Origin of the sequence: Bradyrhizobium sp. CCGB20 (assembly GCF_024199855.1) — a bacterium.
Lineage (GTDB): Bacteria > Pseudomonadota > Alphaproteobacteria > Rhizobiales > Xanthobacteraceae > Bradyrhizobium.
In genome coordinates this window covers 7,377,852-7,403,591 of sequence record NZ_JANADN010000001.1, presented here as the reverse complement: position 1 = coordinate 7,403,591, position 25,740 = coordinate 7,377,852, and the positions used below count along the sequence as shown (strand labels likewise).

Sequence of the window (25,740 nt, the reverse complement as noted above, 5' to 3'; positions counted from 1 at the left end):
ACGGCCGGCTGATGAGCAATCCGGGGGTGCGGGCGCAGATCGCGGCCGCTGCCGCACTCGCCGGCTGGCATGGCGCAAGCAGCGGATGGTGGCAACATACGGGCGGCGGCTACGGCTGGGTCGGGCCGCTGTTCTGGCCGTTCGCCTATAACGACCTCTACGACTACACGATCTGGGGCGACGGTGTCGGCTTCTGGGGCTACGGCTATCCGGACATCTATGCCGGCATCTTCGGGCCTTATGGCTATGACGGTCTTTCGGCCTATCTGCCGCAACGTCCGCAAGGACGACGGCAAGCGCGAGGCGTCGCGCTCGATCAGCTCTGCGGCAGCGACCGCCGCGACATCGTCGGTCTGCCGATCGACCAGATCGCAGCCGCCGTGCAGCCGACGGACGCGCAAGGCGCAAGCCTCGACGATCTCGGCAATGCCTCGATCGACGCCGCAGGGCTGATCCGCGCGTCCTGCCCGACGCAGGTCGCGGCGACGGCGCCCGGTCGGCTCGCGGCGATGCAGCAGCGCGTCGAGGCGATGGAGAAAGCCGTCGATCTCGTTCAGCCCGCACTGGATAAATTCTATGGCTCGCTCACCGACGAGCAGAAGGCGCGCTTCAATGCGCTGGCCGAGGATCAGCGCCGCGCGACGGCTTCCAGCAGTGCCGGTGGATCGCTGGTCCAGACTTGCGGAGCATCTGCCGCACTCGAATGGCCCGGCGCCGACATTGAGGCCAGGCTTCACCCCGACGACACCCAGCGCGCTGCGCTGCAGGTGCTCCAGGATACCAGCGCCAAGGCCAGCGCATCGCTCAAGGCGGCCTGCCAGCCCAACGACGTGATGACGCCGCCGGCGCGCATGGTCGCGATCCGCAAGCGGCTCGACGTGATGCTGAACGGCGTCAAATCGGTTCGCGCGGCGCTGGAGGATTTCTACGCCACGCTGAATGACGAGCAGAAGGCGCAGTTCGAGGCCATCGGGCCGAGGCGCACGTCCTGAGCGCGCGGCAAGCCAGGCATGGCGGAAAAAACCGGATCGCCGATCTCGATCTTGTCCAATATTGTGCGCGCGTCTTGAAGACCACGGGTGGGGGGACGATGAAGTGGTTTGCGAGGCCGAAGCCGGCGGATGTTTGGGACCAGCCCCCTCAGGGCCCGCTCGGCGACATCGAGGCCGCCGAGCGCATCCGCGCGATCTGTGACGCCGCAGCCGTCAGCGCGGCAGGTTCGGCGCGCAACGACACACGCGAAAGCGAGCGGTACGAGCGCGCGGCCAAGGTGGCGATGGAAATCGCCATGAAGATCTCGGATGGATTGATGCGCGACGCCGCCGTCCATCGCATCGTCGATCTCTGCATGAGGGCGGACGACATCAAGACCGCGCAGATCCTGTTTCGCGCGATCCACGCCAGCTGGATCCGTGAGACCGTGCAGCGGGACCATCCCACGCTGGCCTAGGGGCGTGTACTCGTAAATCCGGTATGCCCGGCAACGAGCCAAGTGCCATCGCGCTCTCCGGGCGTCATCGAAGCCGGTGACAGGAAGGCGAATTCCCGCTCGCCGGTGGAATTGATCCTCTGCTGGCGTCAGATGGCCGCCTCGGTCTGCGCGTCGAAAACATGAAGCCTGGAAGGCCGCATGGCAACGCGCAGCTTGTCGCCCACCCTCACCCTCGCGGTCGGCTCGACGCTCGCCACCATGATACTCTCGCCGACCTTCATATCGAGCAGGATTTCCGAGCCGAGTTGCTCGACCACCTCAATCACAGCATCGAAGCATGGGTGGCCAAGATCAGCGCTACCCGCCACGGTGAGATCCTCTGGCCGCACGCCGAGCATGACCTTGCGCCCGATACGGCCGCGCAGCCGCTGCGCGGTCTCGTCCGGCAGCTTGATGCGCAGGCCGGAGTTCTCGGCAATCAGCGATCCGTTCGCCTCGGTCACCGTAACGGCCGCGAAATTCATGGCTGGGGAGCCTATGAAGCCGGCGACGAACTTGTTGGAGGGATGATTGTAGAGTTCGAGCGGCTCCCCCACTTGCTGCACCACGCCGTCTCTCATGACGACGACCCGGTCACCCAGCGTCATAGCCTCGACCTGATCGTGAGTAACGTAAATGGCTGTGGTGCCGAGACGCAGATGTAGCTTTTTCAGCTCAACGCGCATCTGCACCCGCAGCTTGGCATCGAGGTTCGACAGCGGCTCGTCGAACAGGAACACGCGGGGGTGGCGCACGATAGCACGGCCTAACGCCACGCGCTGGCGCTGACCGCCTGAGAGCTGGCGTGGCCTGCGCGTTAGCAATTCACCAATGCCGAGCACGTCAGCTGCCTCCACCACGCGCTTGTCAATCTCGGGTTTCTCGAATTTGCGCATCTTCAGGCCGAACGCCATGTTGTCGTACACGGTCATATGCGGGTACAAGGCATAATTCTGGAACACCATGGCGATGTCGCGGTCCATGGGCGCCAATTCATTGACCACGTTGCCGTCGATGGAGATATCGCCGGAACTGATCGCTTCGAGCCCGGCGATCATCCTGAGCGTCGTCGTCTTGCCACAGCCAGAGGGGCCGACGAACACCATGAACTCTTTGTCGCGGATCTGAAGATTGACGTCTTTGACAGCGTGCACGTTGTCAAAAAACTTGTTGATCCCCTTGAGGACGACCTGGCCCATTCGCTTCCACCTGCCTCCCAAGGGGCTATGCGCAGTCTGCATGCGCGCTTTCGAATTCCCTTGACCGTGGTGCTGTCAGCCCTTCACCGATCCGGTCAGTCCCGCGACGTAGTGCTCGACGAAAAACGAGTATGCGATAGCGACTGGTATCGATCCAAGCAGGGCCCCAGCCATCAGCGGCCCCCAGTAGAATACATCGCCGCGGATCAGCTCCGATGTGACGCCGACCGGCACAGTCTTCTGCTCTGGCGAGGACAGGAAGACGAGCGCATAGATGAACTCATTCCAGGACAGCGTGAAAGCAAAGATGCCGGCCGAGAGGATGCCCGGGATCGCCACCGGGATGACGATGTAGAGCATCGCTTGCCAGCGCGAGGCGCCGTCAATGCGCGCGCATTCCTCGAGCTCCTTGGGTACCGCCTTGAAGTAGCCCATCATGATCCAGGTGCAGAATGGAATAAGAAAAGTTGGATAGGTCAGGATCAATGACCAAGGCGTGTCACCCAGCCGATAGTTGCGTATGATCTCTGCCAGCGGAATGAACAGCAGCGTCTGAGGCACCAGATAGGTAATGAAGATGGCGGTGCCCAGGCTGCCGGCAAATGGAAAGTTCAGCCGCGACAGAGCATAGCCGGCGAACACACCGCACACGAGCGAGATGGCGGTTGATGCGAGCGCGATGAACGTCGTGTTCCATAGCCAGGATGCGAACAGCGTCTCCTCGAACAGGTACCTGACATGATCCCAAGTCGGTTTCCAGGTCCAGAACGGATTGTAGTTGCTCGAATTCCAGGGGCGGTAAAGCTCGCCGTCCGGCCGCACCGAGGTGATTACCATCCAGTAAAACGGGAACAGCAGGAAAAGCAGGAACAACGTCATAGGGACGTAGAAGAACACCCACTTTCGCCACCTTGCGCCTTCGATCATGGCTCAGCGAACCTCCACGCGGCGGATGTAGAGAAGCTGCAAGACGACGACCAGAAACAGGACCGGAAACATGGCGAGCGAGATGGCGGCGCCCTCGCTTAGGAGGCCTGTGCCGACGCCGATCTGATAGGCGTAGGTGGCGAACAGGTGCGTTGCGTTGGCCGGCCCGCCGCCCGTCATCACATAGACAATCTGGAAATCGGCGAACGTCTGAATCACCGAGAACAGCATCACGACCATGGTCACGGGCAACAGCAGCGGCCAGGTGATGTGCCAGAACCGCTGCCACGGCTTGGCACCGTCGATGGCGGCGGCCTCGTTGAGTTCAGGACTGATGGTCTGCAGGCCGGCGAGCAAGCTGATGGCGAAGAACGGCACCCCGCGCCAGATGTTGACGATGATAATCGAGATCATCGCGAGGTCCGGATCGCCCAGCCAATTGATCCGCCCCGTGATCAAGCCGAGATGGTAGAGGAGCCAATTGAGAACGCTGAACGTCGGGTCGAACATCCACTTCCAGGCGAAAGTCGAGAGCACGGTCGGAATAATGAATGGCAGCAGGATGAAGGCACGGGTAAAAGCCTTGCCGCGGAAATTACGGTTGAGCAGCATGGCCAACCACAGCCCGAGTCCCAGCTTGAAGACGGTGGTCACGCCCGTGTAGAGGAAGGTATTGTAAACGGCGGTGCGAAAGATCCCGTCATTGAAGATCTTGTAGAAGTTGGCGAGGCCGACGAAGTCGCCGGGAATACCGACGCGCGAGCTGGTGACCGACAGCAATATCCCTCGCATGAAGGGATAGGCGATGAACATGCCGAGCAGCACGATGGTCGGTACCAACAGCACGAACGCCAGCCAGCGCTCGTCCTCGAGCAAACGCTGTCGCCGGGGAGGGGGCGTCTCGCGGAGCGTGGTGTCGGAAACCGCGCTTATCGCCATGTTCGATCCTCGTCGGCCGGAAGATTCCGCCACCCCTCGAAAAATAGCAGGGGGGGCATCTTATCCTCAGACGTAGACCTTCCTGAGCTCAGCTTCCGCCCACTTCACGGCATCCTCGGGGGGCATGCCTTGGACGGCCTTTGCGTACATATCGACGATGACGTACTTGGTCACGACCTCGGCTGCCCTGCGGGTAGAGGGGCCCTCGTAGCCAGCGAAGCGCCCTGTGCGCGCGGCTTGCTTGTAGGGCAGCATGATCGGGTCGTCGCCCCAGAGCTTGTGCTTTTCCCAATCCGTGGTCGGGCCGACCGAGAAGCCCTTCTGGGAGACGAACCACTTGTCGTAGACGTCCTTGGAGTGAATCCAGCCAAGGAATTTCTTCGCCGCATCCTGGTTCTTGGAATAACCCATCAGGAGGTTCGAGAACGGGACGTGATAACTGAACTGTCCGCCGGGGCCCTTGGGCAGCGCGGCATGCAGGATGTCGTCCTTCAGTGGCGCGGCGGCCTCCGTCTTGTAGGTATCCGGCTTGCGCAGAGTCTCGATGTAGATCGAGGCGCCATTGAGCGTGGCGCTGCATGTCCCGGACAGAAAAGCGCGGTTGTTGTTGGAATCGTCCCAGGCGAGCCCGCCTTCATCGTGGGCATCCTTCCAGAAGGCTACCATGAACTTCACCGACTCGACCGTTGCCGGGCTGTTCAGCACAACCGTCTTGCCGTCTGCCTCGACTTCCTTGCCGCCCCAGGACCACAAATAGGGGTAGGCGAAGGCGGGGGCATCGCCGAAGGTGTGACCCAGCGTTTGGCCGATGGGTCGTCCCTTCGCCTTCAGCTTCTTGCCGGCCTCGCGATACTCTTCCCACGTCTGAGGAAATTTTCCGTCCGCGTAGCCGATCTCGGCAAACCAGGACTTTCGGTACGCGATCTGCAGGCCGACGATGCACCACGGCACTCCAATCCATTTCTTGCCGTCATTGGCGACAGCGCGGGATGTTTCGTAGAAGCCGCCCTGGCTCTTGCCGAGTGCTTCAGCGATGTCGCTGACGTCTGCGACGCTTTCGCCGTAAAGTTGCCCCCAATTGTTGAGGACGCAGACGATGTCGGGGCCAGACCCGGACTGGATCGCCGAGGTGACGCGGGCTTGGATATCGTTGGCGTTGATGGTCTCGATATTGAGCTTTATGCCGATCGCTTTCTCGCACTCCTTGGCGATTTCGTTACGCAGCAGCTGATCTGACGCCGGAACGAAGTCGGTCCAGCGTAGCCAGTGTACCGTGGCGGCTTGCGCATACGCGGGCGGCCTACCAACCGCCAGGATTCCGGCCATGCCGCCCGCAAGCGCGGTACCGCCCTTGAGGACGTTACGTCGGGTTACTGTCGTCATGCATCCCTCCCTCGATGTGTCCGAGTTGATGCTCTGCGGCCAGTCTTGCGCCGGCTTGGGTGCCTTTCAGTCCATTGCGCCTCCGTGGTTCAACGCATGCGCGCGTTGATGCCTACGCAATGCATGGGCTCGATGATCATTCGGTGGTGTTTCACTTGCAGCGCTGGGGTGGCGAGTTCGCCGCGAACCAGGGTGCGTTCTTCGCGAGGCAGCGGCGCGATCGCATCGCTCCCAATCGTAACGGCGATACGACCGGCGGCCTGGATCATGTCGGCGCCGCAGCCAGGACTTGAATCCTACCGTCATAACGATCCCTCCCGCGCAGCGACGGTATAGCCGCGGCCAAGCGGGTTTTCCCCGTCTTATGTGAAGTTCGGTACCGGAAGCTGGCGCGACGTCATTGTCGCCGGTCGCAGCAGGAAATCAAGTGCTAGCTTTGACGCGCTGCCGTGGTCTTACTCCGCGAACTGAAGGCGGTGGTTATTTCGCCAGCTTGCGCACGGCCTCGTCGACGCTGTGGAAGACGTGCTCGCGGGGCAGGGCGTCGAACAGTCTGAAGCGTTCGAACGCGTCCTGCGCGCGCACCGATTCCAGCCGCGCCAGCGCGACCGTGACGCCCTGCTCGCTGCACACCTTGAAGACGTCGAGCAGGATCTGCGCGGCGGTGAAGTCGATCTCGACCATGCCGCTTGCCTCCAGCACCAGCAGCTGCGGCGTCGACGTGCCGAGCACTTTCGCCACGTCGCTGCGAAAGCCGGGCGCGTTGAGGAAGGACAGCGGCGCCTGCAGCCCGATCACGGCGACACCATTGATGCGCTCGCCGGCGATGTGCGGATGCGCCGGCCACCAGATCGTGGTGCCCGGTACGCGCTCGAACTCGACCAGCCTGGCGCGCGTGATGCTCCAGATGCCGTGCAGCAGCGACAGCACGATGCCGAGGAACGCGCCCTGCTGGATCGGCAGCACGATGATCAGCGCGGCGGTGGCGACGATCAGCAGGAATTCGCTCGGCGACTGGCGGTAGATCGTGGCGATCTGCTTCACGCGGATGATCCGCAGCGCCACGAACAGCAGGATGCCGCCGAGCGCGGCGTCCGGAATGTGCTGCAACAATCCGGTGCCGAACGCGAGCAGTGCCAGCACGATTGCCGCTGCTGCAAGGCCCGCGAGCTGCGACTGTCCGCCGGTCTCGGCGACGATGCCCGTCCGCGGCGGGCTGGCATTGACCGGGAACGCGCCGAACAGGCCGGACAGCACGCTGCCGGCGCCGGCGCCGAGGAAATCGCGATCGACATCGGCGGGCTTGTCGGGATCGGACGGGAACGACCGCGTCGTCGCCGCGGTCTGCACCATCACCACGACCGTGATGACGAAGGCGAGCGGCACCAGGCGCACCCACTGCTCCGGCGCAAGCTCGGGCAGGGTCGGCCGCGGCAACGTGCCCGGCACCATGCCGACGACGTTGACGCCCTTGCTCTCGAGGCCGAGCGCGATTGTGGCCAATGTCGCGGCGACGAGCCCGATCAGCGCGCCCGGGATTTTCGCGCTGACCCTCTCGGAGGCGAAGACCACGGCGAGCACGCCGAGACCGATGCACAGCGTAAACGGATTGGTGTGGCCGAGCTGGCCGGCGAGCACGCCGATGCGATCGAGCGTCGGCCCGCTCGGTGACGGAAGCCCGAGCACGCCCGGCAGCTGCGACACGATGATGTGGACGGAGATCCCGGCGAGGAATCCGACCATGACCGGCACCGACAACAGGTTGGCGATGCCGCCGAGGCGGAACGCGCCGCCGGCCAGCATCATCGCGCCGACCATCAGCGCCAGTGCGATCGCAAGCCCCTGATACTCGGGCGAGCCGGCTGCGGCCAGCGCCGCGAGCCCGCCGGCGAAGATCGGCGTGATCGTGGAGTCGGAGCCGCAGGACAGGAAGCGGTTGCCGCCGAGCAGCGCGAAGCCGAGCGAGCCGGCCATGAAGGCGAAGAAGCCGATCTGCGGCGCAAAGCCGCCGAGCCGCGCGGTCGCCATCTGTTCGGGAATGGCGATCGCCGCCAGCGTCAGGCCGGCCATCAGGTCGCCCGGTAGGGAATACGACGCGAGCGAACGGAATAGCGGCCATGTGTGCCTGGCGTGAGCGTCGTGCGGCATCGATGAGAAATCCCCGGAAAGCCTGGCGGCGGGCAACCAGACTACAGCATTTCCGTACCGGGAAGCGACAGACGCAATTTCTCTGCATCCGCCGTCATTGCGAACGCAGCGAAGCAATCCGGACATGCATCCGCGGAAACAGCCTGGATTGCTTCGCCGCTAGAACTCCTCGCAATGACGGAGGACATATTTATCCTCCTTTATCCTCCGGCTCGCCGAAATGGCCTCAGTACCGGCCGCGGTCGTTCCGATAATCGCCGCCGCGACCGCCACCCATTCCCACGCCAAGTCCGATACCAATGCCGATGCCTTGCATCACGGCGCCGGGCGGTGGGCCCGAAGGCGGCGCGCGTTCGTAGACCACTTCCTCGGGCGGAGGCGCAGGCCGGCGCTTCGGCGGCGTCTCGACCACCTTGCGCTTCGGCGGCGTGTCGTCGACGCGCTTCTTGATCACCGGAGCGACGCTCGGATTGACCGGCGTCGCCGGCGGCGACGGCGTCGAGCAAGGACAGGTCGGGGCCATTGCGACGGCGATCGGGGCAGGGGTCGCTGCAGCCGTGACGGGCAACGCATAGTTGCGGTTCTGCACGCGGAGCAGCAGCCTGCGCGCGGTGGCGGCGAGGTCGCTGTTGTCCCAATTGTTGAGGTAGGCCTCGAACGCGGCGCGCGTGTTGATCGCGGTGGCCCGCTCCCACGCCAGCATCTGCCGCCGCCGCTCCAGCACCGTGCGCAGGCGCGGCGTGCGGGCGTCCTGAGCGTATAATTCGATATAGGCCTGATACGCCGGCACGGTGTCGTCGGTGATCACGAGCTCATAGGCGGCCCTGGCGTCCTTGCCCAGCAGATCCCTGCGCCAGTCCTCGACGCTGCGCGTGCCGCTGGCCAGCGCCATTGACGATGCGCCGGGAAGAGGAGGCTGACCGCCGCTGCTCTCGCCGCCGAAGAACCTGAAGTCGGTCGTCAGCGACGAGCTTTCCCAGGGGATCTGCCGCCCGTCGGTCGATTGCGCCACCGCGACGCGAATGCGCTTGAACACTTCCTCGATCGGCAAATTGGGCTGCTTGGCGACGGTCAGCGCCGCGGTGGTGTAGGGGCTGTCGATGCCGCTGCCGTCCTCGGCTTCCGCGCCGGGCGAGGTCGAATAGGAGATGAACGAGCCGGGCGCGCCGGCCTTGGTATCGACGATCGCGAGCCCGTGGCCGGCGCCGCTGAGCGCCGGGAACGGATTGTTGCGGCAGGCGTCGAGCATGAAGATGCGCGCCTTTGTCGGCAGTGCGCCGAGCGTGTTGAGCAGATCGTTCAGCCGCACGCCCTGGAGCGGAATGTCGGCCTCGCGCTTGGGATCGAGATCGACCGGGACCAGATAATTCTCGCCGTCGATCTGGAGGCCGTGGCCGGCATAGAACACCAGCGCGACGGTATCGGCGCCGCTGGCGCTGACCTTGCCGGCGAAATCCGAGATCGCCGCGCGCATCTCGTTCTGCGCCAGATTGGCCGCCGTGGTGACGGTGAAGCCGGCATTGCCGAGCAGCTCCGTCATGCCCTTGGCGTCGTTGGCGGCATTGGGCAGCTCCGGCACCGTGCGATAGGCCGACTGACCGATCACGAGTGCGAGCCGCGCCTCGGCGGCGGCGTCTGTCGGCGTCATCAATTGCGTGAGCGCGAGAAGGCTGGAGGCAAGAAGCAAATTGCGAAAGGCTGGACGGCGCATAGTGTCACCTCCATCGGCAATGCGCGCGATGATGTCACCTTTTCTAGGTCGCCGCCACGTGCCTGTCTGTGCACTGGATCACGCTAAGCCGCGGCAAAATGGGGCAGGGCGTCTGCCGGAGCCCAGCGGCATCGTTCTGGTGGCATCCATGTGAATTGCGCATTGATCCATGCGCCAATTGGATTGATCGCTGATGCTGCGCAAAAGTGTCCTTGCGCACATCGGGCTCCAGGCCGATCTCATCAAGAATCCCGCAAAAACATGCTTGTTTCGGTGCGCGCGGATGCCGTCAATATTCGCAACACGCCGCATTGCGACGTCCTGGGGCAAGCCTTGCCTGCCCCGTCGCTTTGGCCATACAGTCCGCGCAACAGGCCGTGGCTGCGATCTCGGCCGTAAACAAGAATATTCGGGGAGAGACCGCGCCATGACCATCGTGCCCGTGAGCCGTCGCACCTTCATCAAGTCGTCGACGGCGGTCACCGCCGGCCTCGTGCTCTCTCCCGCCATCATCGGCCGCGCGGAAGCTGCGACGCTGAAGCTGAAATGCTCCTCCTCGTTGCCGAACGATCCCAAATACGCCAACGGCCGCGTCTACTACGACAACCTCGTCAAGAACCTGAAGGGCAACGGGCTTGGCGAGCAGGTCGAGGTTGCTTTCTTCCCCGACAACCAGCTCGGGCAGGAGATCGACGTCATCAACTCGGTGAAGCTCGGCGTCATCGACCTCATGGTGTCGGGCTCGTCGATCTCGGCCAATCTGGTGCCGCTGGTCGGTACCTTCGACCTCGGCTTCCTGTTCTCGAGCTTCCCGCAGCAGACCAAGGCGTTCGACGCCGGCGCCGCCAAGCCGATCGAGGACGCGCTGCTCAAGGGCGGCAACATCCGCATCATCGCCTGGGCCTACAATTTCGGCTCACGCAGCGTGCTGGCGAAGAAGCCGGTGAAGACGCCGGAGGATCTCGCCGGCCTCAAGATCCGCACGCTGCCAAATCCCGTCATCACGGAATGCCTGCGCCTGATGGGCGCCGCCGCGACGCCGCTGGCGTTCGGCGAGATCTACACGGCGCTGCAGGCCGGCGTGCTTGATGGCCTTGAGCACGATCCGCCGACGATCCTCGCCAGCAAGTTCTTCGAAACGGCAAAATTCTATGCGCTGACGCAGCACAATTTCTCGCCGCTCGCGATCTACTTCAGCGACATGACCTATAACCGCATGGATCCGAAGCTGCGCGAGGGCTTTCTCGATGCCGCGAAGAAGGCCGCGGTCGACACCCGTGCCCACGGGCTTGCGGTCGAGAAGGAGGCGCTGGCGGCCTTGACCGAGAAGGGCGTCACGGTGGCGGAATGCGACCGCGAAGCGTTCAAGAAGCGCGTCGCGCCGCAGCACGAGAACTTCATCAAGGCGCGGCCGGAATCCAAGGCCGTCATCGACGTCATCCGCGCGACGCAGGCCTGATATGGCCAAATCCGAGCTGGCGATGGCCGGCGCCGTGTCTCTCTCGGGCGAGCGCCACGGGAGCATCACCCTGTTGCTTCGCCTCAGCGACGCGATCGCGGCCATCCTGCTCGCCGCCGATCTCGTGGTCGTCTGCGTCTCCGTGCTGCTGCGTTTCTTCTTCAATGCGCCGGTCGAATGGTCCGACGACGTCGCCCGGGGCCTGATGGTCGGCTCGGCCTTCTTCGGCGCGGCGAGCGCGCTCGCGCGCGGCGAGAATGTCGGCGTGTCCTTCTTCCGCGATCTGCTGCCGGTGCGGCTGCGCGCCCTGGTCGATGCCGCCAGTAGCGTGCTCGTCGTGCTGATCTCGGGCTATGTCGCCTACAACGCGATCAAGCTTGGGTCCTTGACGGCAGGCCAGACCACGGGATCCGGCCTGCCGCTGGAGCTGACCTTCTACCCGATGGGCATCGGCGCGCTGTTCATGACGGTGTTCGCGATCGACCAGCTCTGCGCGCGGCCGTTTCCTGACATCGTCAGGGGGCTCATTGCGGTCGCGGTCGTAACCGGCCTCTATCTCGCCTGGGATTATCTGTCGCCGTCCACGGTGCCCTCGGCGGGCACGCTGATGCTGATCGGCTTCTTCGCGACCCTGTTCGGCGGCTTGCCGATCGGTTTCGCGCTGGCGCTGGCTGCGCTGATCTTCATCTGGGTCGAGGGCGCGCTGCCCGGCGTGATCTTCGCCCAGCAGATGGCGCGCGGCATCGACAATTTCGTGCTGCTCGCGATCCCCTTCTTCATCCTCGTCGGCTACCTCATGGAAGCCAACGGCATGTCGGTGCGGCTGATCGAGCTGTTGCAGCGCGCGGTGGGCCGCATGCGCGGCGGGCTGAACGTCGTGATGGTGGCCTCGATGGTGCTGTTCTCGGGCATCTCGGGCTCCAAGATGGCCGATGTCGCCGCGGTCGGCTCCGTGCTGATCCCGGCGGCGCGACGCTCGAAGCAGAACCCGGGCGGCGCCGTGGCGCTGCTTGCCGCGTCCGCCGTGATGGCGGAAACGATTCCGCCGTGCATCAACCTCATCATCCTGGGTTTCGTGGCGAACCTGTCGATCGGCGGCCTGTTCGTCGCCGGGCTGTTGCCGGCGGCGCTGATGGCACTGGTCCTGATCGCCGTCTCCATCATCTTCGGCAAGACTCCGGCTGAGGCCGAGGATATCGAGCCGCAGATGCCGGTGTCGGGCCTGTGGAGCGGCGCGATCGCCTCGTTCGGCCTGATCTTCATGATCTTCTTCGGATTCAAGAGCGGCTTTGCCACCGCGACCGAGATCTCGGCCTTCGCCGTGGCCTATGCGCTCGTCGTTGGCAGTGTCGTGTTCCGGGAGCTCAGCTTCAAATCGGCGGCGCACAGTTTTGTCCAGGCCGCGACGCGCGCGGGGCTCGTGCTGTTCATCGTCGCCGCGGCGCAGTCGCTCGCCTTCACGCTGACCTTGCAGCAGGTGCCGCATGCGGTCGGCGATTTCATGCTGGGATTGTCCAAGACCTCGGGCGTGTGGCTGTTCATCCTGCTCGCGATCGCCGTGCTGATCGTGATGGGCTCGGTGCTGGAAGGCGCCGCCGCGCTCATCATCTTCGGGCCGCTGCTGCTGCCGGTCGCCGTGCAGCTCGGCGTCGATCCCCTGCATTTCGGCGTCGTGCTGGTCATCGCGATGGGCATCGGCCTGTTCGCGCCGCCGCTCGGGCTCGGACTCTATGGCGCCTGCCTGATCGGCAATGTTCCGATCGAGCAGACGGTGAAGCCGATCATGGGCTATCTCGGCCTGTTGTTCCTCTGCCTGCTCGTCATCGCCTTCGTGCCATGGCTCTCGACGGCGTTGCCGCGGGCATTCGGTTACTGAAGGAGTGTTGCCGTGAAAGTCCTGCTCGCCCACACGCCGGAGATGCGTCGCAATTACTACGGCGACCGCAGCCTGAACGGCCTGCGTGCGGCCGCCGATGTCATCCTGCACGAGAGCGACGATACGCTGGACGCGCTCGGCCTCGTGCGCGCCGGGAAAGATGCCGACATCATCGTCGCCGATCGCATGACCGAGGGGCGCGGCGAGATCTTCGCGCAACTGCCGCGCCTGCGTGCCTTCGTCCGCTGTGCCGTCGACATCCGCAATGTCGACGTCGATGCGGCCTCGAACGCCGGCGTGCTGGTGACCCGCGCCGGTCCGGGCTTCGTGCAGGCGGTGGCCGAGCTCGCGCTCGGCTTCATGGTCGATCTCTCCCGCGGCGTGTCGCGGGCGACGGCGGATTACCAGGCCGGCCGCAAGGTCGAGGCGCGGATGGGCCGCCAGCTCGCCGGCAGCCGCATCGGTATCATCGGCTATGGCAGCATCGGGCGTTACCTCGCCGAGGTCGCAAAAGTGCTGCGCATGGAGGTGCTGGTCGCCGATCCCTTCGCGACCGTCGGCGACAGCGCGATCCGGCATGTCTCTCTCGACGAGCTCCTCGCCGCGTCGGACTATGTCGTCTGCCTCGCGATCGCCAACGAGCAGACCGAGAACCTGATCGGTGAGGCCGCGCTGGCGCGGATGCAGAAGCATGCCGTCTTCATCAATCTCTCCCGCGGCAATCTCGTCGACGAAGCGGCGCTTGCGCGCGCGCTATTGGAGAACCGCATCGCCGGCGCGGCGATGGATGTCGGCCGCGCGCCCGACCAGATGCCGAGCCCGGAGCTCGCAAGGCTTCCAAATGTCATCGCCACGCCGCATGTCGGCGGGCTGACGCCGCAGGCGATCGAATATCAGTCGCTGGAAACGGTGCGGCAGGTCGAAGCGATCGTCAAAGGCGAGGTGCCGCAAGGCGCCGTCAACGCCGACCGCTGGACGCGGCGGCCGTGAAGCGACACTAGCCGGCAGCACCGCTCTCTCCGTTCCCTCTCCAGGTCGCGGCCCTAAAGCCGATCCACTGCCCTGAACGTCCCGTCCTTCTGGATCACCGTCAAGAACACCTTCGGCGGCGTCTCGACCGCGCGGATGCCGACGGTGACGACGTTGCCGCTGATGTCGAAGCGGCCGACATCGTTGACGGCGCGCAGGAGGCTCGCGCGGGTCGGCTGCGGCCCGGCGTGTTCCAGCGCCGCGGCCGCGAGGCGGCCGGAGAGATAACCTTCGAGCGACACGAAGTCCGGTGTCAGCGTCGGGTCGAACGCCGTCTGCGCCGCCTGGTAGTCGGCGACGAGCTTTTGCGAGCGATCCCAGGGAAACGGCACGACTTGCGAGACGATGACGCCTTCGCCGTCGGGACCGAGCTCTCTCGCCAGCGCATTGGCGCCGACAAAGGAGATGTTGACGAAGGTCGGATGCAAGCCGCTGCGATGCGCGAGCTTGATGAACTCAGCGCAGGGGCCGTAGGTCCCGACCATCACGATGGCTTCGGGCTCGGCGCGCTTGATCATGCGCCAGGCCGAGCCGACCGCGCGGGTGTTGCGCTCGAAGGTGCCTTCGGCGGCGAGCTCGAGGCCGCGCCTGGCGAGCGCGCGCTTCACGCCGGCAAGACCGTCGCGGCCGAAGGAATCGTCCTGGTAGAAGATGCCGATGCGGGTGTAGCGGCGATCCTCGGTGAGGTGCTTGATCCAGGCCTCGGCCTCCGCGCCGTAGCTCGCGCGGATGTTGACGACGTTGGACAGTTCGAGGTCGCGCAGGAACTCGGCCCCGCTGAACGGGCCGATGAAGGGAACGTTTCTCGCACTCGTGATCGGTATGGTCGCCATCGCGGTCGGTGTGCCCACCGCGCCGATCAGCGCGAACACCTTGTCGTCCTCGATCAGCCGCAGCGTCTGCGCCACCGAGCGATCGGGATCGTAGCCGTCGTCGCGGCTGATGAGCTGAAGCCTGCGGCCGTGGACGCCGCCCTTGGCGTTGATCTCGGTGAAGGCCGCGACGATGCCTTGCCGCATCCGTTGTCCGAGCGCGGAAGAGGGGCCCTCGAGCGCGGCGGCCTGGCCGAACAGGATCGCATCCTCGCTGACGCCGACCTCGTCGCCTTTCGCTGCGAAATTCACCACGGCGAGTAGCGCGATGGCCAGGGCGGCGCGGGCCGCTGATCGCGGTCGTGTCATGAGGATGCTTGCCGGATAAGGGAAGATTTGTCGGAAACGATAGTCCGGCCGGCCTGAACAGCTCGCTAACCCTTGATGCAACGGTGCTCCGTAAGACTCCGGGGAAAAGCGGCAAGTTGCTGGCAAAATGGGCCCTGCTTGCTGGTCAATCGTTAACTAAGCCACGCAATGTGAAACGCACGGGTTGCGAAATTGTGCGGTTCTTAACCGCGGTCCTTGTCCGATAGCAGTTACGGTGGCTCAACCAGAGGTGGGCTGCCGTGACAGGGGACTTGCGGATCAAGATGGGCGGTCGGGATCAGAACGATCAGGATCGGGGGCGTAGGAGCGGATGGTGGCGTGCCGCGCCGCTGCTCGGACTCTATCGCCCTGCGCTCGTCGCAGTCGGCGTCGGTCTTCTGTTCTCGGTCGTGGGCGCCGCCGCCGTGGCGCGATGGGAAGACCGCGTCACCAGGATCGAGTTCGGGAACGCGGCCGAAACCGAAGCCATCGTCATGCAGAACGGCATGAGCGAGTACATCTCCAGGCTCGTCGCGCTGCGCACGCTGTTCGAATCGACCAACGAGGAAATCACCCGCAGCGAATTCGAGACCTTCAGCGCCCGGCTGTTCGAACGTCATCCCGGCATGCTGCGCATCGCCTGGCTGCCGCGCGTCAACCGCAAGGAGCGCGCTGAATACGAGGCCGCCGCGATCACGGACGGCGTGTCCGGCTATCGCATCAAGTCGCTCCAGGGCGAGGGCTTCACGACCGCGCCGCAGGCCGATGAATATTTTCCGGTGTTCTACTCGACCCAGCCGAAGACGTCCTCGGTCTACGGCATGGATTACGCGAGCGTTCCGGAGCGCCACGCAGTGCTCGAGCGCGCGCGCGACAATGACCGCGTCGCCGCCATTCGCACGCGCCTGTACGAGCCGAGGGAGGGCGGCCGGCTGCCCGACGTCCTCGTCGCCATTCCCGTCTACGCCAAGGGCACGTCGCGCGACACGGTCGCGGACCGGCGGCGCAATCTGGCGGGCTTCGTCGTCGGCGTCTTCGACCTGCCGCTGCTGCTCCAGTCCATTCGCGTCACCACGGGCGCAAGCCCGGCGGTCAGCGTGAACGTCTATCCGCCCTTCACGGGGCAGATCGTCAGCCTTGAGCAAATGCTGCCGGATTATTCGTCGGCCGCGACGTCGCCGCAGTCGATGCGGGACGTCGCGCGGACGCTGCACTGGTCGGGCAACCTCAAGATCGGGGATACCGACTGGCAGGTGCGCGCCATGCCGACGGCCGGCGGTTCGCTGGAGACGGCCTACGACCGCGCGGCCGCGGTCATCATCGTCGGCATGCTGCTGACGCTCTCGCTCGCAACCTATCTCATGCTCGCAAGCCGCAACTCGCGACGGCTGTCGCTGGCCAACCGGCGGGTGCTGGAGCTCGCCCAGACCGACATCCTGACGGGCTTGCCGAACCGCGCCTTCTTCCTCACCCGGCTCGACATGATGAACAGCCAGTTGAGCGTGAGGGGCCTGCCGTTCTCGATCCTGATGCTCGATCTCGACCGCTTCAAGAACGTCAACGACTCGCTCGGCCACGGTGCGGGCGATGTGCTGCTGCGCCAGGTGGCGCTGCGGCTGCGATCTGCGCTGCGCGCCACCGACGTGCTGGCGCGGCTCGGCGGCGACGAGTTCGCCATCATCCAGGAGGCATGCGACGATCAGCGGGCCTGCGCGACCGAGCTCGCCGCGCGGATCGCCAAGCTGGTCGCCGAACCGTTCCTGCTGCCCGGCCATCGTGTCGAGATCGGCACCAGCATCGGCATCGCGATCGCACCGGACCATGGCGGCGACCAGGAGCAGCTGCTGAAGAAGGCGGACCTGGCGCTCTACCGCTCGAAATCGGCCGGCCGCAACTGCTTCACCATCTACGACGAGGCAATGTCGGCCGAGCTCGAGGCCCGCAATACGCTGGAAGGCGATCTGCGCGATGCCATCGCGCAGTGCCAGCTGGAGGTGCACTATCAGCCCTTTGTGGACGTCGCCGGCGGTGGTCGTCGTGGTTTCGAGGCGCTGGTGCGCTGGCGGCATCCGAGCCGCGGCCTGATCCCGCCGGACCAGTTCATCGCGCTGGCCGAGGAGACCGGACTGATCGTGCCGCTCGGCGAATTCGTGCTGCGGCGCGCCTGCGCGGACGCAGCCGGCTGGCCCTCCGATCTCATGGTTGCGGTGAACCTGTCGCCGATCCAGTTCAAGGAAGCCGAGCTGTTCGAGACGATCTGCGCGGCGCTGCGCGATTCAGGCCTGGCGCCGCAGCGGCTGGAGATCGAGATCACCGAATCCGTGCTGCTGGAGCGCGGCGTCGAGAACCTTGCCTTCATGGAGCGGCTGAAGCACATCGGCATCGAGCTGGCGCTCGACGATTTCGGCACAGGCTATTCCTCGCTAAGCTATCTGACCGTGTTCCCGTTCGACAAGATCAAGATCGACAAGTCCTTCATCCGCAACCTCACGCATCAGCCGCGCAGCTCCGCGATCATCGCCTCGATCGTGACGCTCGCGCGCGGACTGGATATGTCGGTCACCGCGGAGGGCGTCGAGACCGCCGAGGAGTTCGAGCGTTTGACGGCGCTCGGCGTCAACTTTGCACAAGGCTATCTGTTCGGACGCCCGCAGCCGGTCGACCAGATCGCATTCGACGTTGCCGTTCAGCCTTCGCAGCTCGACGCGGCCTGAGCACACCCTCCCCAGGCGATACGCGAAAATCGCTTGACCCGGGCAGCCCCGGATGGTCGTTAGGATCGTCCAGGGATGAAATAACAGAAACATGCGACTTCCGTTCTTCTACGGCTGGGTCGTGGTCGCCGTGACCTTCGTCACCATGGCCATCGGCGTCAACGCGCGCACCGCCTTCTCGCTGTTCTTTCCTCCCATTATCTCCGAATTCGGCTGGGAGCGCGGCGTCACCGCCGGGGCATTTTCCTTCGGCTTCGTCGTCTCCGGCATCGTCAGCCCGCTGATCGGCCGCCTGATGGATCGCGCCGGCCCGCGCGCGGTGATGGAGCTCGGTGTCGTGCTGATGGGCGGCGGGCTGCTGCTCGCGCCACTCACCAGCCAGCCCTGGCATCTCTACGTGACCATCGGCGTCATGGTCGGCGCTGGCTCGGTGTGTCTCGGCTATTCCGGCCAGTCGCTGTTCCTGCCGAACTGGTTCATCCGCAAGCGCGGCTTCGCCATCGGGATTGCCTTTGCCGGCGTCGGCATCGGCTCGGTGACGCTGCTGCCGTGGGTGCAGCACATGATCGAGCAGACCGGTTGGCGCACCGCCTGCACCGCGATGGGACTGCTCATCCTCGTCGTGCTCGCGCCGATCAATCTGTTCCTGCACAAGCGCCCCGAAGACATAGGCCTTCAGCCGGACGGCGATGCCACGTCGGCGGCGGGCGCGGCGGCGCCGGTCTCCAACATCGTCGATCCCGTCTGGGTCGGCACCGACTGGACGCTGCGGCGGGCGGTCGCGACCGCGCGCTTCTGGTGGATCGCGCTCGGCTATTTCAGCGGCCTGTACATCTGGTACGCGGTGCAGGTGCACCAGACCAAATTCCTGCTCGACATCGGCTTCGGCCCGGGTGTCGCGGTGTGGGCGCTCGGCATCGTCAGCCTGCTCGGTATTCCCGGCCAGATCCTGCTCGGCCACGTCTCCGACCGGATCGGGCGGGAATGGGTGTGGGCGATCAGCTGCGCAGGCTTTGCGATCTGCTTCGCGGCATTGATGGCGCTGAAATTCCAGCCGTCGCTGTGGCTGGTCTATGTCATGGTGTTCACGCAAGGCGCGCTCGGTTACGGCCTCACCTCGATCATGGGCGCGGTGGTGTTCGAGATCTTCCAGGGCAGGCACCAGGGCAGCATCTTCGGCACGATCATGCTGGCGGCGCTTGCCGGTGGCGCGGCCGGTCCCTGGGTGACGGGCCTGCTCTACGATCGCGCCGGCGACTACACGCTCGCCTTCGGCATCGCGATCCTCGTGAGCGGATTGTCGGCGCTCTCGATCTGGCAGGCCGCGCCGGGCAAGGTGCGTGCGGTGGCGGGCAGGCTGCACAAGCTTCCGGCCGCAACCGGCGCCGAATAGGTTCCGCACGCATCGGATTGCCGTCGGCTTTTTCGCGGAACGTTAAGCATGCCGCGTCGCGACGCGGTGAAGCGGTCGGCGTAATCGCTTCCGGGCGACACGACGCATGAAAACCGGGGCGCGAACTCATCGGTGTCATGAGCACGCGCCCCGGCTTGGCCCTAACTCAGCAAACGATCAATAGTCCCAGAACGCCGGCACCCAGCGGAAGGCGTCGCCGTCGGCTGCGACACGGCCGATGGACGGGAACGGCAGGTGCGTCGCCACCAGCATCTCGCCGGTCTCGGCAAGCTGTCGCAACAGGCGGATACGAACGCGCGCGGCTTCCTCGGGGTCGTGCTCGAAGCCGTTGTGCCACTCCGGCTGTTCGAACCCCACCGCAAACACGGCGTCGCCGGCGAACGTCAGCGCCTCGCCGCCGGACGCCACGCGAACCACGCTGTGTCCGGGGGTGTGACCGCCGGTGCGACGGACGATGACGCCCGGCGCAACCTCGTGCTCCTCGTCGAACTGCCGCAGATGACCGCCGTACTCCTTCGCGAATCGCTTGGCGGCCGCCCGAAGCGCGTCCGGGAATCCCGGCGGCATGGCCACGCGCGAGAAATCAGGCGCCTCCCAGAATTTGACCTCGGCGGCCGCCACGTGGATCTGCAGGTCCGGGCGCAGCCGCTCCTTCACGCCGTCGACGAGCAACCCGCCGATATGGTCCATGTGCATGTGGGTCAGCACCAGGTCGGTCACGGACGAAAGATCTATGCCGGCGGCCTCCAGACGCTTGATCAGCTGGCCGGCCCGCGGCAGGTGCAGGTCCGGGTCTGATCCCAGTCCGGCGTCGATGAGGATGGTCCTGCCGCCGCTGCGGACCATGACCGCATTCAGCGCCCAGTCGAATGCGTCCTGCGGCAGGAACATGTCGTGCAGCCAGGTCGCCCGGTCGGCCGGCGTGGCGTTGTGTGCCAGCATGGTGGTTGGCAGCGGCAGCACGCCGTCGCTGACCACCAGCACGTCGATCTCGCCGACCTTCAGCGCATAGCGCGACGGCACCAGCTCTTCGGGTTTCGATGTCGCTTGGTATGAGGTGTTGTGCAGGTTCATGTTGGTCTCCTGTTTCAAGGCAGAGCTCCCGGCTTGCTTTGGTTGGGCCGGCCGCGCAGCCGGGAGAGCGCGGCCGTCATGGTTTCGTGCCGCTAGAGGTTCGTCACACGTTCCGGGTCGGCCGACGCGAGCGCTGCGGCGCGCTCGGCGCGGGGCGGGTAGATCCAGACGGTGTTGATCTCCTGCTTGGTCTTCTTGGCGACGTCGCCGACCATCTCGACCTTGCGCTCCCAGCCGCGCGTGAACAGCGCGCCGGCTTCGCCGAGATCGAGGCAGGTGACGTAAGCCTTCTGGTGATACGGCCTGGTCGGGACGCGCAGGAGTTCGGCGGCGGCATTGTTGCCGGCAAAGGCGCCCATGCGCGTGGCGTGCTGGCACGACATCAGCGCGTAATTGCCGTCGTCGTCGCATGCCGCCCGCGCGGCGTCGCCGGTGGCGAAGACGCCGGCGACACCGGGCACGCGCAGATCGCGGTCCACCAGCAGCCGGCCGAAATTGTCGCGCTCGGCGGGGATCTGCGCTGTCAACGGCGCGGCGCGAATGCCTGCCGCCCACACCACTGTCTCGGTTTCGATGTGTTCGCCGGTCGACAGCGTAACGCCGGATTTGTCGAGCGAGGCAACGCCGGCCCCGAGCCGGGTCTCGACGCCGAGCTTGCGCAAGGCCTCCTCGATCAAGGGGCGAGGGCCTTCGCCCATGTCGGGCGCGATCGCGCTGTTGCGATCGACGATGATCACGCGCGTGCCGGCGTCCTTGCCGAAAATCTTGTGCAAGCGTGCGGGCAGCTCGGTCGCCGCCTCGATGCCGGTGAATCCGCCGCCGGCGACGACGACCGTATCGCGGCCGTTGCCGGCCGGCCACTCGGCGAGGCCGTGCAGATGCTTGTCGAGCGCGATGGCGTCGTCGAGCGAGTCGACGCTGAAAGCGTGCTCGGCAAGGCCGGGAATGTTGGGACGGAACAGGCGGCTGCCGGTGGCGACGACGAGACGGTCGTAGGACAGGGTTTTCTTCAAGCCCTTTGCAGTCGCGATCTGCACCGTTCGCGCTTCGGTGTTGACGGTCTCCGCGCTGCCCTGGACGTAGTCGACGTCGATGGCCTCGAGCACGTCGAGCAGCGGGGCGGTGAGGGTTTCCGGCTTCGGCTCGTACAGCCGCGGGCGGACGACCAGCGTCGGCTCCGGCGCGACCAGCGAGATCTCCAGATCTTGCGGCGTCGCGCCCTGGATGTCGCGCAGGCGGGCAGCGGAGAGAGCGGCGTACATGCCGGCGAAGCCGGCGCCAATGATGAGCAGTCGCATGTAATCGAATCCTGGGTTTGGTTGGTTTGGAACGCGCGCGCCGTCGCCGCCGCTCGATGCGAGCAGAGCCTCGTAGGGTCGATGATGGCGCGAAGAGGTGAGACGGAGAGTGCCGTGCCCTTACGGCGCGGTGCAGTTCGGCAGCGAGGACAGCAGCGCGGGGCCTTCACATCCTCCGTGGCAGCTTCGCGGGCCCAATGGCCAGCCACGCAGCGCGGCCGGCATCACGGGCTTCCTGGGCCAGCCACGATCAAGCAGGATCGATGTCGAGGCGTTGGCGTTTTGCGCGGTCTGTGGCGGCGCCTCTTCGGCTGTCGGCGAGGTGAAGCGCACGGTCAGTGAGAGCCCGTATACGAGCGCCGTCGAGACGGCCTTCCGCCGGGGGGCAATTGCAAGCCGTTTCCAGTCCATCGTTTGTCTCCGTCCCCATGATGTGACGTTGCGATGTTTAGCGAACCAGATTGTCGATTGCCCCAGAGCGATTGCCGTCCCTGTCGAGAGATTGCTGCTAACGTGCGCGCCTGCGCCAATCGCTCGGCGTCTCGCCTGTCAGCTTCTTGAAGGCCGCGGCGAAGGCGGTTTGCGAGGAATAGCCGAGGGCGGCGGCGATCGAGGCGACCGATTCGTCGCTCTCTTGCAGCATGTTCATGGTCTGCTCGAGCCGGTTTTGCCGCAGCCAGGCATGCGGCGAAAGCCCGGTGCTCTCCTTGAACGACCGGCAGAAATGAAAGCGCGACAGTCCGGCGTCGGACGCGAGCGCCGAGAGCGAGACGTCTGCATCGCCGTCCGAACGCAGGCGTTCGATCGCGCGGCGCAAGACCGATGGCGAAAGCCCGCCGATGGTCGGCTGTCGCGCAGCCGGGACGCCTGCATGAGCGGCCAGCAGGCGCGTGGCGAGAAGATCCGTCAATTGCTGCCTGAACAGCCCATCCAGCGTGCCGTTGCCGTCGAGCGAGTCGGCCGCGCTCAGGAGCAGGCTCGACGTGATGGCGTCGGGATCCCCGGTTCTTTCCAGGAGGTCGTTGGGGCTTGCCGTGTTGGCCTCGTCGGCGATGCGCAGCAGCGTCCGTTGCGGAAGATAGAGCTGGATGACATGCATGGGCCGGTGAATGTCCCATCGGGACGTCGAGCCGGCCGGAATGATCGTCACGACGCCGGGACGCGCCGTCGAAATCGCGGCCGTCCGTCCCGTGCGCCGTTCCAGCGTCTGCGAGCCGGCGGGATAAGTCATGATGACGTGATCGGCCATGGGCTCCACCACGTCGTGCAGCGGCTCGTGCTTCCAATAGGCGATGGTGCCGCTGTCGGAATCCGAGGCCATGCGAAGCGGCCTGGTCTTGAGCACGCGCGCCATCTCCGCGTCGGCGGCGCGCCGCGCCGACGTCGCGCAGTCGTCCGGCTGTGTGCTCGGTATGGGTGGCAGGCCCTTGTGCGAGGGGTTGCGCATGAGTGGGGTGTTCCCGATCATCGCGTGGCTCCTCCCGATGTCTCTCGAACCAGACCAGGCGTCCGTGTTTGAGGCGGGTCCGGGTGCGTTCTATGCGCTGCAACGGCGCGTCGTCTTGCCTGAAGCGGTTCTGCTTTGTCTGATCCTGCTCCAGGCAGGCGCGTCCTTTCGCGAATGCACGGCGGGGGCGGGCGATGAGGTGTCGGTGTCTTGAACGCTAGTTCGACGACAATCCCGTCCTGCGCCGCAAATCCGTGATCGCGCGCAGGAAGCTGTCGGCTGGCGTGGTCTCCGGATCGATCAGGCGGTGCAGGCGAAAGCCGTCTTCCAGTGCGAGCACGACGCAGGCCATCCACGGCGGGTTCAGCGTGTCGTTCCGGCCGTTGCTCTTCAACGTGGCCTCGACGATGTCGGCGACCAGCTTGCGCCGCGCGCGCAGTCGCTTGGCAAGCTCCGGGCGGCGCTTCTCGGCGCGCGCGACGAACAGGATCATCTCCATGTGCAGGAGCGGCGAGCGGCCCAGCGGGTCCTGCCGGCTGCGATCCATCGTCTTCAGCGCCGCGATGAAATCGTCGAGATTGTCGTGCTGCGCGAGGATGTCCATGTTGCGCCGGATCGACTGCTCGACATGATCCTCGAGCATGGCGATGATCAATTCGTCCTTGCTCTTGAAGTTGGAATAGAACGCGCCGCGGGTGAAGCCTGCAGCGGCGGCGATCGCCTCGATGCTGGCGCCGCCGATGCCGTCCGCCTCGAACACGCGCGCGGCCGCTTCGAAAAGCTTGTCGCGCGTGTCGTCCCTGGTCGGCCTGGTTCTCAGCCTTGACATCGGCGCAGTTTAGGGCAGAATGCAACTCGATACAACAATGTATCGAGTTGATAGTTCAGGGATGGTTACGCTGCGCAAGGGGGCTGCCCGGCGTATTCGATTCAGGCGGCAACCCGATTGGAGGTCACCATGAACGAGCATGTGCAAGGCGCCGGCGGCGGACCGCTGTTCAACCCGCTGTCGCCGGACTTCATCCGCGACCCCTATCCGCATTATGAGCGGCTCCGCGCGATCGATCCGATCCATGTGACGCCGTTCGGCCAGTTCGTCGCGAGCCGCCACGCCGACGTCAGTCTCGTGATGCGCGACAAGCGCTTCGGCAAGGACTTTGTCGAGCGTTCCAAGCGCCGCTACAGCGAGAAGATCATGGACGAGCCGGTCTTCCGCAGCATGAGCCACTGGATGCTGCAGGCCGATCCGCCGGATCACACCCGCCTGCGCGGCCTCGTCGTGAAGGCCTTCACCGCCCGCCGCGTCGAGGACATGCGGCCGCGGATCCAGGAGATCGTCGACCAGGCCATCGATGCCGTGATCGAGCGCGGCCACATGGACCTGATCGAGGATTTCGCGTTCCGTCTGCCCGTCACCATCATCTGCGACATGCTCGGCATCCCCGAGGATCATCGCGAGACCTTCTACAAGAGCTCGCGCGATGGCGGGCGGCTGCTCGATCCCGTGCCGCTCACGCCGGAGGAGATCGCGAAGGGCAACGCCGGCAACATGATGGCGCAGATGTATTTCCAGCAGCTGTTCGAGCTGCGCCGCCGCAATCCCGGCGACGATCTCACCACCCAGCTCGTGCAGGCCGAGGAAGACGGCAACAAGCTCACCAACGAGGAATTGACCGCCAACATCATCCTGCTGTTCGGCGCCGGCCACGAGACGACCGTCAATCTGATCGGCAACGGCCTCTTGGCGCTTCATCGCAATCCGGATCAGCTCGCGCTGCTGAAGGCGCGGCCCGAGTTGATGGTGGGCGCGATCGAGGAATTCCTGCGTTACGATTCCTCGGTGCAGATGACCGGACGCGTGGCGCTGGAGGACATCGAGGATCTCGGCGGCAAGAGCATCCCCAAGGGCGAGACCGTGCTCTGCCTGCTCGGCTCGGCCAACCGCGATCCGGCGGTCTACCCCGACCGGCCCGACCGGCTGGACGTCACCCGCCAGAACGTGAGGCCGCTGTCGTTCGGCGGCGGTATCCATTTCTGCCTGGGTGCCCAACTGGCGCGCATCGAGGCCGAAATCGCCATCGCGACGCTGTTGCGGCGGCTGCCGGATCTGCGCATCGACAACGTCGAGAACCCGGAATGGCGGCCGACCTTCGTGCTGCGCGGCCTCAAGCACCTGCCGGCGAGCTGGTGACAGCTGGCGGTCCTCATCCCGAGGAGCGCGCCAGCGCGTCTCGAAGGATGACAGGCCCGGATGCATCCATGCGGCGAGAGCCGGGCCTCGCCCTTCGAGACGGCCGCGTTCCGCGGCCTCCTCAGGGTGAGGGTCTCGCGACCCGCGTTAACCTCCGCGCGCAACAGTCGCTGTGACTTCGCCACACTTCCCTTTATATAAGAGGCAGTTCCGGCGCGCCTGAAGCCTCAAGGCCAAGGTTTGCAGGGCCAAGGTTTGGCCCGGGTGCCGGTTTGGCCG

Annotated in this window: 21 protein-coding genes; 8 read left to right on the top strand and 13 right to left on the bottom strand. The window is 65.4% G+C overall.

Annotated features, from left to right (window positions below):
- The first annotated feature begins 11 nt into the window (after window positions 1–11).
- Both NLM15_RS34785 and NLM15_RS34780 read left to right on the top strand, forming a co-directional pair.
- Window positions 12–992 (top strand): Spy/CpxP family protein refolding chaperone, encoded by a 981-nt coding sequence (locus NLM15_RS34785; protein ID WP_254122429.1) that lies wholly within the window; start codon window positions 12–14, stop codon window positions 990–992.
- A 98-nt stretch (window positions 993–1,090) separates the two neighbouring features.
- The gene (locus tag NLM15_RS34780) at window positions 1,091–1,450 is read left to right on the top strand and encodes a hypothetical protein (RefSeq protein ID WP_254122428.1); all 360 of its coding nucleotides are present in this window, start codon (window positions 1,091–1,093) and stop codon (window positions 1,448–1,450) included.
- 128 nt (window positions 1,451–1,578) lie between these two features.
- Here NLM15_RS34780 and NLM15_RS34775 read toward each other — a convergent pair whose 3' ends face one another.
- From NLM15_RS34775 to NLM15_RS34745, 7 genes are all read right to left on the bottom strand, one after another.
- Entirely contained in the window at window positions 1,579–2,670 is a 1,092-nt protein-coding gene (locus tag NLM15_RS34775) for an ABC transporter ATP-binding protein (protein ID WP_254122427.1), read from the bottom strand.
- Window positions 2,671–2,745: 75 nt separating this feature from the next.
- The gene (locus tag NLM15_RS34770; RefSeq protein ID WP_028147670.1) at window positions 2,746–3,597 is read right to left on the bottom strand and encodes a carbohydrate ABC transporter permease; all 852 of its coding nucleotides are present in this window, start codon (window positions 3,595–3,597) and stop codon (window positions 2,746–2,748) included.
- Between the two features lie 3 nt (window positions 3,598–3,600).
- Window positions 3,601–4,536, bottom strand: coding sequence for a carbohydrate ABC transporter permease (locus tag NLM15_RS34765; RefSeq protein WP_254122426.1), 936 nt, complete (start codon window positions 4,534–4,536; stop codon window positions 3,601–3,603).
- A gap of 66 nt (window positions 4,537–4,602) precedes the next feature.
- Window positions 4,603–5,919 carry an ABC transporter substrate-binding protein gene (locus tag NLM15_RS34760; RefSeq protein WP_254122425.1) on the bottom strand — a complete coding sequence of 439 codons (1,317 nt, stop codon included), beginning with the start codon at window positions 5,917–5,919 and terminating at the stop codon, window positions 4,603–4,605.
- Between the two features lie 89 nt (window positions 5,920–6,008).
- A complete protein-coding gene (locus NLM15_RS34755) occupies window positions 6,009–6,188 on the bottom strand; it encodes a hypothetical protein (RefSeq protein WP_254122424.1) in 180 nt (59 codons plus the stop codon).
- A gap of 211 nt (window positions 6,189–6,399) precedes the next feature.
- Complete coding sequence (locus tag NLM15_RS34750; RefSeq protein WP_254122423.1) at window positions 6,400–8,067, bottom strand: SulP family inorganic anion transporter; 1,668 nt, start codon at window positions 8,065–8,067, stop codon at window positions 6,400–6,402.
- A gap of 226 nt (window positions 8,068–8,293) precedes the next feature.
- Complete coding sequence (locus NLM15_RS34745; RefSeq protein ID WP_254122422.1) at window positions 8,294–9,778, bottom strand: caspase family protein; 1,485 nt, start codon at window positions 9,776–9,778, stop codon at window positions 8,294–8,296.
- Between the two features lie 427 nt (window positions 9,779–10,205).
- Between NLM15_RS34745 and NLM15_RS34740 the strand changes: the two genes are divergently transcribed.
- Genes NLM15_RS34740 through NLM15_RS34730 form a run of 3 tightly spaced genes read left to right on the top strand, consistent with a single transcriptional unit; the run spans window position 10,206 to window position 14,103 of the window.
- Complete coding sequence (locus NLM15_RS34740) at window positions 10,206–11,237, top strand: TRAP transporter substrate-binding protein (RefSeq protein WP_254122421.1); 1,032 nt, start codon at window positions 10,206–10,208, stop codon at window positions 11,235–11,237.
- 22 nt (window positions 11,238–11,259) lie between these two features.
- A complete protein-coding gene (locus tag NLM15_RS34735) occupies window positions 11,260–13,113 on the top strand; it encodes a TRAP transporter large permease subunit (RefSeq protein WP_254124582.1) in 1,854 nt (617 codons plus the stop codon).
- A gap of 12 nt (window positions 13,114–13,125) precedes the next feature.
- Window positions 13,126–14,103, top strand: a complete 978-nt coding sequence (locus NLM15_RS34730; RefSeq protein ID WP_254122420.1) for an NAD(P)-dependent oxidoreductase — start codon at window positions 13,126–13,128, stop codon at window positions 14,101–14,103.
- A 53-nt stretch (window positions 14,104–14,156) separates the two neighbouring features.
- On the opposite strand, the gene NLM15_RS34725 is transcribed toward NLM15_RS34730, so the two are convergent.
- Window positions 14,157–15,323, bottom strand: a complete 1,167-nt coding sequence (locus tag NLM15_RS34725) for an ABC transporter substrate-binding protein (RefSeq protein WP_254122419.1) — start codon at window positions 15,321–15,323, stop codon at window positions 14,157–14,159.
- Between the two features lie 284 nt (window positions 15,324–15,607).
- On the opposite strand from NLM15_RS34725, the gene NLM15_RS34720 reads away from it, so the two are divergent.
- Together NLM15_RS34720 and NLM15_RS34715 are read left to right on the top strand one after the other, a co-directional pair.
- Window positions 15,608–18,037, top strand: a complete 2,430-nt coding sequence (locus tag NLM15_RS34720; RefSeq protein ID WP_254124580.1) for an EAL domain-containing protein — start codon at window positions 15,608–15,610, stop codon at window positions 18,035–18,037.
- A gap of 91 nt (window positions 18,038–18,128) precedes the next feature.
- Window positions 18,129–19,430, top strand: coding sequence for an MFS transporter (locus NLM15_RS34715; protein ID WP_254122418.1), 1,302 nt, complete (start codon window positions 18,129–18,131; stop codon window positions 19,428–19,430).
- Window positions 19,431–19,607: 177 nt separating this feature from the next.
- On the opposite strand, the gene NLM15_RS34710 is transcribed toward NLM15_RS34715, so the two are convergent.
- The 5 genes from NLM15_RS34710 to NLM15_RS34690 all read right to left on the bottom strand — a co-directional run bounded on the left by NLM15_RS34710 (window position 19,608) and on the right by NLM15_RS34690 (window position 24,099).
- Window positions 19,608–20,525 (bottom strand): MBL fold metallo-hydrolase, encoded by a 918-nt coding sequence (locus NLM15_RS34710; RefSeq protein WP_254124578.1) that lies wholly within the window; start codon window positions 20,523–20,525, stop codon window positions 19,608–19,610.
- Between the two features lie 92 nt (window positions 20,526–20,617).
- Window positions 20,618–21,823, bottom strand: a complete 1,206-nt coding sequence (locus NLM15_RS34705) for an NAD(P)/FAD-dependent oxidoreductase (protein WP_254122417.1) — start codon at window positions 21,821–21,823, stop codon at window positions 20,618–20,620.
- A 120-nt stretch (window positions 21,824–21,943) separates the two neighbouring features.
- Complete coding sequence (locus tag NLM15_RS34700; protein WP_254122416.1) at window positions 21,944–22,234, bottom strand: hypothetical protein; 291 nt, start codon at window positions 22,232–22,234, stop codon at window positions 21,944–21,946.
- Between the two features lie 97 nt (window positions 22,235–22,331).
- A complete protein-coding gene (locus NLM15_RS34695; protein ID WP_254122415.1) occupies window positions 22,332–23,291 on the bottom strand; it encodes an AraC family transcriptional regulator in 960 nt (319 codons plus the stop codon).
- A gap of 196 nt (window positions 23,292–23,487) precedes the next feature.
- Window positions 23,488–24,099, bottom strand: a complete 612-nt coding sequence (locus NLM15_RS34690; RefSeq protein WP_254122414.1) for a TetR/AcrR family transcriptional regulator — start codon at window positions 24,097–24,099, stop codon at window positions 23,488–23,490.
- Between the two features lie 129 nt (window positions 24,100–24,228).
- On the opposite strand from NLM15_RS34690, the gene NLM15_RS34685 reads away from it, so the two are divergent.
- Window positions 24,229–25,461, top strand: a complete 1,233-nt coding sequence (locus NLM15_RS34685) for a cytochrome P450 (protein ID WP_254122413.1) — start codon at window positions 24,229–24,231, stop codon at window positions 25,459–25,461.
- Window positions 25,462–25,740: the final 279 nt, after the last annotated feature.